Source organism: Nostoc sp., from assembly GCF_036917515.1.
Taxonomy (GTDB): Bacteria; Cyanobacteriota; Cyanobacteriia; order Cyanobacteriales; family Nostocaceae; genus Nostoc.
Map to the genome: position 1 here is coordinate 20,338 of NZ_JBALDE010000016.1, position 8,527 is coordinate 28,864.

The 8,527-nt window shown below is 40.8% G+C and carries 8 protein-coding genes, 1 tRNA gene and 2 pseudogenes; 9 read left to right on the top strand and 2 right to left on the bottom strand.

Annotated features, from left to right (window positions below):
* Window positions 1-111 precede the first annotated feature (111 nt).
* The 4 genes and pseudogenes from V7K89_RS01540 to V7K89_RS01555 all read left to right on the top strand — a co-directional run.
* Window positions 112-507, top strand: a complete 396-nt coding sequence (locus V7K89_RS01540; protein WP_335183991.1) for a hypothetical protein — start codon at window positions 112-114, stop codon at window positions 505-507.
* Between the two features lie 363 nt (window positions 508-870).
* Window positions 871-1,620 carry a hypothetical protein gene (locus V7K89_RS01545; RefSeq protein WP_335183992.1) on the top strand — a complete coding sequence of 250 codons (750 nt, stop codon included), beginning with the start codon at window positions 871-873 and terminating at the stop codon, window positions 1,618-1,620.
* Window positions 1,621-1,855: 235 nt separating this feature from the next.
* Complete coding sequence (locus V7K89_RS01550) at window positions 1,856-2,023, top strand: hypothetical protein (RefSeq protein ID WP_335183993.1); 168 nt, start codon at window positions 1,856-1,858, stop codon at window positions 2,021-2,023.
* Between the two features lie 135 nt (window positions 2,024-2,158).
* Window positions 2,159-2,296: pseudogene (locus V7K89_RS01555) on the top strand (transposase); the annotation flags it as partial.
* Between the two features lie 208 nt (window positions 2,297-2,504).
* On the opposite strand, the gene V7K89_RS01560 reads toward V7K89_RS01555, so the two are convergent.
* Window positions 2,505-3,776 (bottom strand): ribulose bisphosphate carboxylase small subunit, encoded by a 1,272-nt coding sequence (locus tag V7K89_RS01560; RefSeq protein WP_335183994.1) that lies wholly within the window; start codon window positions 3,774-3,776, stop codon window positions 2,505-2,507.
* Window positions 3,777-4,280: 504 nt separating this feature from the next.
* Window positions 4,281-4,529: a hypothetical protein gene (locus V7K89_RS01565; protein ID WP_335183995.1), complete on the bottom strand. Its 249-nt coding sequence runs from the start codon at window positions 4,527-4,529 to the stop codon at window positions 4,281-4,283.
* 106 nt (window positions 4,530-4,635) lie between these two features.
* On the opposite strand from V7K89_RS01565, the gene V7K89_RS01570 reads away from it, so the two are divergent.
* The 5 genes and pseudogenes from V7K89_RS01570 to V7K89_RS01590 all read left to right on the top strand — a co-directional run.
* Window positions 4,636-4,788: a hypothetical protein gene (locus V7K89_RS01570; RefSeq protein ID WP_335183996.1), complete on the top strand. Its 153-nt coding sequence runs from the start codon at window positions 4,636-4,638 to the stop codon at window positions 4,786-4,788.
* Between the two features lie 130 nt (window positions 4,789-4,918).
* Window positions 4,919-6,235 carry an FADH(2)-oxidizing methylenetetrahydrofolate--tRNA-(uracil(54)-C(5))-methyltransferase TrmFO gene (gene trmFO, locus V7K89_RS01575; protein ID WP_335183997.1) on the top strand — a complete coding sequence of 439 codons (1,317 nt, stop codon included), beginning with the start codon at window positions 4,919-4,921 and terminating at the stop codon, window positions 6,233-6,235.
* Between the two features lie 159 nt (window positions 6,236-6,394).
* Window positions 6,395-7,576 (top strand): murein hydrolase activator EnvC family protein, encoded by a 1,182-nt coding sequence (locus V7K89_RS01580; protein ID WP_335183998.1) that lies wholly within the window; start codon window positions 6,395-6,397, stop codon window positions 7,574-7,576.
* A gap of 44 nt (window positions 7,577-7,620) precedes the next feature.
* Window positions 7,621-7,693, top strand: a tRNA-Arg gene (locus tag V7K89_RS01585).
* Window positions 7,694-8,074: 381 nt separating this feature from the next.
* Window positions 8,075-8,437, top strand: a pseudogene (locus V7K89_RS01590) (Uma2 family endonuclease); the annotation flags it as partial.
* Window positions 8,438-8,527: the final 90 nt, after the last annotated feature.

The window sequence follows — 8,527 nt, forward strand, 5'->3', positions numbered from 1 at the left end:
AGCTTGGTTTGGATTATTTTAACAAATATAATTATTCACTAATTTTACTGAACCAAAAAATAGCTTTAGGAAGGCAAAGTAATTTTAGAAACCTCTCTAAGGAATATATTGATGTCTCGTAAAAAACGTACATCCCATATTATCGAAAAAGCTGAGTTGAGATCCGCTGGACTAAAAGCAATTGATTCAAATATGAATTTTGGTGATAATTGCGATTTGCAAAACTTAAGTCAAGCAATTGAGCAGCTAAGAACTATGCTTGATGCTTATAACACTGCTTTAACTGTAATTGATTCTTCCAAAATTAAAATCGATACGATGGAAAAAACTCTAAGTAATCTTACAGACAAGATGGTAAAAGGGGTTGCTTTTAAATATGGCAAAGATAGCAGCGAATATGAAATGGCGAGTGGGGTTCGCGATAGTGAACGAGTTCGCAAAAGCAGATTAAGCCGCTTGAAAGCTACTGCTGGAGAAGCATCAGATGAAAATCCTAAAACTACCTAATATAGCCCAGATAAAAGTATAAGACAGAGCCAAAGTAATCTTCTTGCAAGGGATGTAGGGAACAAACAAAGGCTAGTTTGCTAATTAAAATTATTTTTTTAACTATTGCAATTGTTTATGGTAAAGCATAATATATTGCAATTTTTTATATTTACTAATACTCTTTGATAAATAACAATTATATACAGTTAGTATCATGCATCGTCATGCATATTAGATCATGGTTTTTGTAGTCATACCTAATATTTTAGAATACTGAGAGTATTGCAGCATAGTGTTTTCAACCATTTTGCTTGTCTAAATACTAATTAGAGTTTATAGTGATACGGTGTTTTCCGTTCCTTGTCTCGGCAGATTCATAATATGATTTATTCTGGCAAATTACAAAAGTATTTTGCGGGCATTCCTTTGTCTGTAATTTTAGTAGGTGACTTAGTTTTCACACAAAAAACTGCTCCAGTTTTAGCCGAAACTATAAATACATCGATCGGTGATGCTGTGACATTCAGTTGCAATGATAGTGAAGCGACGATCGCAGCTAAAAATGGTCCCAAAGTCGTTAATGGAACAGCAAGAATTTACATTGGTTATCAGCAACTCTCAAATAACAAAAACCCTGTAACTATCCGCTTCAATAATGGGATAAAAGCATGGTGTCGTAATGATTACGAGACAACAAATGACGATGGTACAGGTTACGGATTGTATTGGAATGGAAGTGATGTTTTATATGGTATTTACTCTTCCACAGGCACTCAGACAGGTAATGATTTTCGCCGCTTTGCCAGTGGTCGGTGGTTGCCTAGCTATGGTAGTGGAGGTGGGGCAAAAGCCGCAGTTATAGCCCGGATTAATCCAGCTAATGGCCAGGTTGATTATGCCACATTTTTATCTTCTAAAAAGCCAGATAATGGACAAACTAACTCTTTACTTGTCAATTATCTATCATGGAATGGTAGAAATTTGACTGTGAATGCAACGTCATGGTGGAATCCCCGTAACACTTATACAAATTCCATGAATTGCACTGGTTCATCACCTTATCAATACACAGCCACATTTACAGGTGATTTAAGAAATATGAACTCAGCTTCAGCAAATACTTGTAATTAAAAGGGAAAAATTCAGCTACCAAATTGAGGAAGCATATTGTTTCTGGTTGTTTGAGAATTAACAAAAACCCTGGCGACTCGAATTCGCAGCTTCAGATACCCGACTTCTCTAAAGGTAAATGAAGTACATGGGTAAGGGCACAATATGTTGTGCCCCTACGATTATCTGTACCTCACCCTGCGGGTGACGCTCCTGCGTCGCTCTAAGCGTTCGCGCAGCGTCTCGAAGAGAAGCCATGCCGTTGGCGTTCGCGCAGCGTGTCGCAGACAAGCCTCTCGAAGAGAAGGCTTTACGCTACGCTAACAGCAGTCGCTCATGGGGAGCCAGTGCGTTGGGCGGCTCTGCCAACTTGAAGCAACTGGCGTGGAAACCCCCATCTCTACGAGACGCTCCGCGTTCGTGAAGCGTCTTGTAGAGAAGGCGTTAGCCTCTCCCTTTGGGAGAAGACCGCGCTGCTTCACCAAGTTGCAATCTGCGGTATAATTAGCGCATCTGTGCAAAAATCCCAAAAGCCTCTTTCCTCTGCTCTCAGTAAGAACTGCGTAAGTTTGCTTGGTTGACTAAAAAATACTTTTACAACAAGTCATATTCTTGGACTGGTGTTTATTTTGTTGCTAGTTGTGGTGAAGTTACAGTTGAGCAGTTAAAGCATTACGTTGAGAATCAAAAACAACCATTACAATGTTTCGATGTAGCTCAGTTTTATATTGGTCGCAATTCATCTCCCGGTAAACTTCGTTGTACCGGCAGTCCTCTTGCTCTATTTAAGATAGAAAATAAAGCTTTTTTAAACCCGCCCGCGCGGGTTTTATCTGTTTAGACGCAGTTTCTAACCGTCGATTTAACTTCCAATTCCTAACTCCCGGATTCTGCTGTAGCTGCCCCTAATTGTTCCCATTTGGACGCTGAATAATTGTCTCCACTACCCGCCGCTTGGCTTTGGGATCGATACCTACTAAGCGCACATACTCACCGCTATATTCTGTCAAAGTTGCCTCCAGATTTGAGATAGCATCAGACTCGGCATCAATGTGGCTATGAACACAAGTTTGCCAAGAACCTATGCGGAAGCGGCGCTCATCTACGTGTTCAATACTAATTTTGTAACCTTGAGATAATAATTCCCTAATTTGAGCTTGTGTATCTAGAGTCAAATGTGGACTGGATGCTTCCTGTTTTTGGAATCCATTAGTTTTTGCTTGTTGGGTTGCGCCATTTGACGGCTGACTAATTGGTGTTACAACAGCAGGTGGTGCATATTGAGAATTTCTACCTCGATTTAGTCGATTGTAATCATCAACCAAATGGGAATTTTCTACCCGTTTTTGTTCGCCAACCAGGAAGTTACCAGACTCGATTAAGTGAGACAGCCTGAAATCTGGCTTTTGAAATTCTGGCGGCCCTTTAGCACTGTTAACCACACTCAAGGATATCTGCTCAAAACCTACTTTATGAATGTAGTTGCGGATTTGTTCGTCATAAATGCGCGATCGCAAAGCGCTAAAAAAGTCAATGGACTGATTGACAAAAGTATCAACTAGCTGTTCAACTTCCTTCTGTGATAGTCCATCCGATTCAAAAATCCCCTTGACAATTCCCACTTTGTCATCTCTATCTGGTTCCCAGTAGAATTTCTCCATTCGTCCATCCCGAATTAACGGTGCATAGAGAGTGGAAAAATCATTACCTGTGACAATAATCGGCACGCGATGTAAAGGTGTGGCATCATAGCTTCCCGGCAACTGCACATCTGTGGGATTATCAGCAATATTCATCAGTGTGGCATTCACCAACTGGGTGTTTACAGTATATTGAGTCCCTTCATCAAAGCGTCCAGCACCAGCATCTAAATCGTTAATCATCAGTACACACATTTTGCCGCGTACTTTGATCAGTTCTGCTGTTTCCCGATAGCGCAACCGAATCAACCGCGCTGGATCTCCAGCATCTGGACTTTCCAATTCGCCACCAGATATGTTAGTGACTTCGATACCCATTTTCTCGAAGACTAATTGACATTGAAATGTTTTGCCTTCTCCTTTGCGTCCATGAATACCCAATATCACGGGAACTCGCACACCAGGAAGCTTCAGAAAGTTTTTGGTGATATGGACAGCAAGTTTGTCCAAAAAGCGGGGAGCGATGTAGTAACCCATGAGTTTATATGATGAAAAATTAACACTTCTAAGGTTAATGTTAAGTTTTTTTGGGGATAGCGATCACTTTTCTTTTAGACAAGCTTGTACTTATTCATTTGTTGGGTTGATTAGTCTGTTGCCAGAGTTGAACACGCTCCTAAGCATGGACTCGTGAAAACTGCTGTTATTTGATAGTGCCTAAAATGCTATTACAATATTAAATAACTTTGATAAGCCATTAGAATAATTCCAAGATTACTGAGATTAGCCTATTTTTAAAATCCAGCGTGTTGGAATACACGTTTTAGAGGATGTTTGAAAAGTCATGATTGATGTATAAGATATTTTTTTACTCCTCCTTAACCCTCCCCAATGTATTGGGGAGGGAACCGAGTTTTTCTTGTTTCCTCCCTTTACAAAGGGGGTAACAACGCAATTAAAATCACAGCCGATCACTTTTAAAACAATCTTTTAGTATTGCATATCGCTACATTTAATAGAAATCGTTTATATCTACTACTTCTAATTACCCAAAACTTCTTTTAAAGCAGACAACGCCTCTTCTGTTAATGTATTTGGGTTGTTAGGATAGTTAGTCAATATAATACCGCGCTTTTCAAGAGCAGCAATAATCTCAGGGCTAAGTCGTGAAATAGGAGGCGTTGCGCCACCGTATACACTTTTTAATACCTCATCATCTGTTATTTCCTCAATAAACGTAACTGTAGCTTGATTTAAATCGACACTATATTTTATTTTGTTTTTAGTCATAACTTACGTTTAAATTAACTTATTGTTAACTAATTATTGAATACCTACTTAATGTATCACCTCGAAAAAGAAGAAATCAAGGGTTTATACAAAATATCCTAGTTTGATGACTAATTTTGCTACTTTTTTAATTAATGCAGTTAGGCAAGGGCTGAGGACGCGATCGCACTTTTTGGCGGTGTGCCAGTTGGAAAATGTTAAGCCCACCGTTGATGGTGGCTTTTTGCCTGACAGCAAAATTGATTGTAAAAAACCTTGAGGTATAGTCTTAACGTTACAATTAACCCAATACTTTATTTGCACTTGTTGTGGTTTAACCTAACTTGTTATTTAATTTTACTTCTGTAACGCTGATGGACACTTATAATATAAGGATTAAAAATTTAACTATGGAAATACAACCAATACAAGTCATTGGAGGTGGACTAGCTGGAACAGAAGCAGCTTGGCAAATAGCGCAAGCTGGAGTGCCAGTAATTCTGCATGAAATGCGTCCAAAACGATTTAGTCCTGCTCATCATACAGAACATTTAGCAGAATTAGTGTGTAGTAATTCCTTTGGGGCAATGGCAAGCGATCGCGCGGCGGGATTATTGCACGAAGAGTTACGCCAACTCGGTTCGATCGTCATCTCAAAAGCTGATGAACACGCCGTTCCTGCTGGTGGGGCGCTAGCCGTAGACAGGGGACAATTTGGCCAAGATTTAACTGAAACTTTAGCGAGTCATCCTTTAGTTGAATTCTGTCGGGGTGAAGTGTCTGCAATTCCCGAAGGGATTGTGGTTTTGGCAACCGGGCCTTTAACCAGTCCCGATCTAGCAGAAGATTTGCACCGCTTTACGGGGATGGAATACCTCAGCTTTTTTGATGCAGCTAGTCCGATTATCGTAGGAGAATCGATTAATCGTGACATTGCTTTTATGGCATCACGTTATGACAAAGGTGAAGCCGCTTATCTTAACTGCCCAATGAATAAAGAGCAGTACTTGCACTTTCACGAAGAACTCTGTAAAGCGGAACAAACAGAACTCAAGGGTTTTGAACGGGAAACGGCAAAATTTTTTGAAGCCTGTTTACCCATAGAAGAACTAGCACAGCGCGGGGAAGATACCATGCGCTACGGTCCCCTGAAGCCAGTGGGATTGTCAGATACTCGCACAGGAGAACGCCCTTATGCTGTGGTGCAGTTACGACAAGAAGATAAAGCTGGTCAATTGTGGAACATGGTAGGATTTCAAACTAATCTGCGTTGGGGCGAGCAAAAGCGAATCTTTCAGTTAATTCCAAGTTTGGAAAAAGCAGAGTTTGTCAGACTGGGAGTAATGCACCGTAACACTTTTATTAATGCTCCCCAGTTAATGTATCCTACCTTGCAATTTAAAGAGCGTCCGACATTGTTAGCCGCTGGACAATTGATTGGTACTGAAGGTTACACTGCTGCGGCTGCGGGTGGTTGCTTGGCGGGAATTAATGCAGCGCGATTAGCCTTGGGTAAAGAAGCTTTGGTTTTACCACCAACAACAATGATCGGTGCGTTATTAGAATTTATTAGTTCCGCTTCACCGAAGCATTTCCAACCAATGCCGCCTAATTTTGGGATTTTTCCCGATTTAGGAATGAAAATCAAAAGTAAACCAGAGCGTTATGGACGTTACCGCGATCGCTCTTTAGCTGATTTGGCAAGCTGGAAAGCTAATCATAATTAATGGGCATGGGGCATGGGGCATGGGGCATTGGTATTAATTCTTCTCCCTCACTGCTTCATCTTTCCCTGCTTTTTAATAATGTGTTGTGGTGTGGGTGAATTAGATTTTGGGAATAATCCTCATAGTGTTTGAAAGTATCCTTTTGATTAGGTTCGCACTATGAGAGGGCGATTTCTAGAAAAAAAGCAGATTTATTGCTGCTTATCTATTGCATTTTGCTGTATTTTGTGGATTTGTTTGGCGTTAATTCCGGTCCATGCAACATCTACAGAGTCTATTGATACTCTGCGACAACAGCAGCAACAAATGAACCAGCAGCGTCAGAGTGTGGTTGATGATCGCGATCGCTTAACTAATCTTCAACAAGAGGCCCAAAAACACCTCACTGGTTTAAAGCAAAATCTGCAAACTACAGATAGCTATCTTCAAGAGAGCGAATCACGATTACAAGTGGCTACCCAACGCCTCCAGCAGTTAGAAGCTGATTTAGATGTTGCAGAACGTTCATATCAGGAGCGGCAAATTGCAACAGTAGCACGATTGCGTTACCTCCAGCGATCGCCTGCTTTTGCTGGATGGGCGGTTTTGCTTGAAAGTGAAAATATCAGCGACTTTTTCAGCCGTCGTCATCAGTTGAAGTTAGTGTTTCAGGCAGACCAACAAATTTTAACAAAACTCAACACCCAAGCAAGCTCCATCGATAAACAAAAAACGGAAGTAGAACAGCAAAAAAATGAAATCGCTTTAATTCGCGAGCAACTGCTGGCACAAAAAGCCGATTATCAAACCCAAGCGCAATCACAATCAGAATTGATTCAACGCCTGAATAGCGATCGCCTCGCCTTAGAAGCAGCGCAAAATCAGCTAGAAAGAGAATCCAAAAATCTAGAAGTCTTAATTCAACAAAAGGTAGCAGAAGCCCAAGCAAAAACCAACAGCCGAAGTATCATGAGGGGAACTGGTATAATGGCATATCCTAGCGATGCTTCTACTAGCAGTCCCTTCGGCTGGCGGATACACCCTATTCTTGGCTATCGTCGCTTTCATGCCGGGTTAGATTTTGCCGCCAGCTATGGTAGTAAAATTCGAGCAGCCGATTCTGGAACAGTAATTTTTGCTGGGTGGTATGGTGGTTATGGCAGAGCAGTAATTATCGATCACGGTAATGGCATGACTACACTCTACGGGCATACCAGCGAGTTATATGTTTCTGAGGGACAAGCAGTTGAACGCGGACAAGCGATCGCTGCTGTCGGTTCCACAGGTTTCTCAACTGGTCCCCATCTCCACTTTGAAGTTCGTCGGAATGGTACACCCGTAGACCCAGCTAATTATCTTTAAAGCTGCCAATTTTATCACAGACGTGCTATAATATTGAAGAATAAGGGCGCGTGGCTCAGTGGATAGAGCAACAGATTCCGGTTCTGTGGGTCGGGGGTTCAAATCCCTCCGCGCTCGTTACCTTTACAAGACTAACCACAAAATCGAGAGCTTATTTTCTCTCATGGGATAAACTTAATTTACCCGATTAGACAGAACGGGAATGGATAGTCTGGAATACAAAAATTAGCCAAAAACTTTAAACTGTATAAAGTTTGGTTGAGGAACGAAACCCAACATTTCCGGGGCTTTGTTGAGTTGCGCTTTGCTTAATCCAACTTACAATTTTTTTAACTCATTCAGTCTCTCACACCTATACCTACCCTAAACTTTTTAAAAGATAAAACAACGTCGCATTTGTTGGGGAGAATACCTAAAGTAGAGGTAGAGGCTAAATTTTCCCTATTTAGCAGCGCATGGGTTTGATGCAACTAGGATTTTTGTGGAGCGCAATTAATTATGACTGCTTTAACCTTACAATTACCTCCTAATTTGCAATTTAGTGATAAGGAATTTGCACAAATTGTAGCCGTGAACAAAGAATTACGACTAGAATTAACTGCTGAAGGGAAATTAATTATCATGTTACCTACTGGGGGAGAAACAGGAAACCGTAATTTTGATTTATTAGGTCAGATATAGTTTTGGAGCAATCAAAATAATTTGGGAAAAGCTTTCGATTCTTCTACTGAATTTAAACTGCTAAATGGGGCAACTCGTTCACCTGATGCTTCTTGGGTAAGGATAAAAAGATGGGATGCTTTTACTCCAGAACAAAGAAAGAAATTTCTCCCTTTGTGTCCTGACTTTGCAGTGGAATTATAGCGGTTCTCAGTTGGGTGCAATATAGTAACAGCAGTGGGTGAACCATCCAATAATGTCTTTTTTAGTTACCGCATTCAGAGCATTTGT

What these genes read in the sequence shown, in the direction of transcription:
- V7K89_RS01560 (WP_335183994.1), bottom strand. Translation starts at nt 3,776, where the DNA reads ATGGGTTACTACATCGCTCCCCGCTTTTTGGACAAACTTGCTGTCCAT.
- V7K89_RS01550 (WP_335183993.1), top strand. Translation starts at nt 1,856, where the DNA reads ATGCCGTTGGCGTTCGCGCAGCGTGTCGCAGACAAGCCTCTCGAAGAG.
- V7K89_RS01570 (WP_335183996.1), top strand. Translation starts at nt 4,636, where the DNA reads ATGACTAATTTTGCTACTTTTTTAATTAATGCAGTTAGGCAAGGGCTG.
- V7K89_RS01580 (WP_335183998.1), top strand. Translation starts at nt 6,395, where the DNA reads ATGAGAGGGCGATTTCTAGAAAAAAAGCAGATTTATTGCTGCTTATCT.
- V7K89_RS01540 (WP_335183991.1), top strand. Translation starts at nt 112, where the DNA reads ATGTCTCGTAAAAAACGTACATCCCATATTATCGAAAAAGCTGAGTTG.
- V7K89_RS01545 (WP_335183992.1), top strand. Translation starts at nt 871, where the DNA reads ATGATTTATTCTGGCAAATTACAAAAGTATTTTGCGGGCATTCCTTTG.
- trmFO (WP_335183997.1), top strand. Translation starts at nt 4,919, where the DNA reads ATGGAAATACAACCAATACAAGTCATTGGAGGTGGACTAGCTGGAACA.
- V7K89_RS01565 (WP_335183995.1), bottom strand. Translation starts at nt 4,529, where the DNA reads ATGACTAAAAACAAAATAAAATATAGTGTCGATTTAAATCAAGCTACA.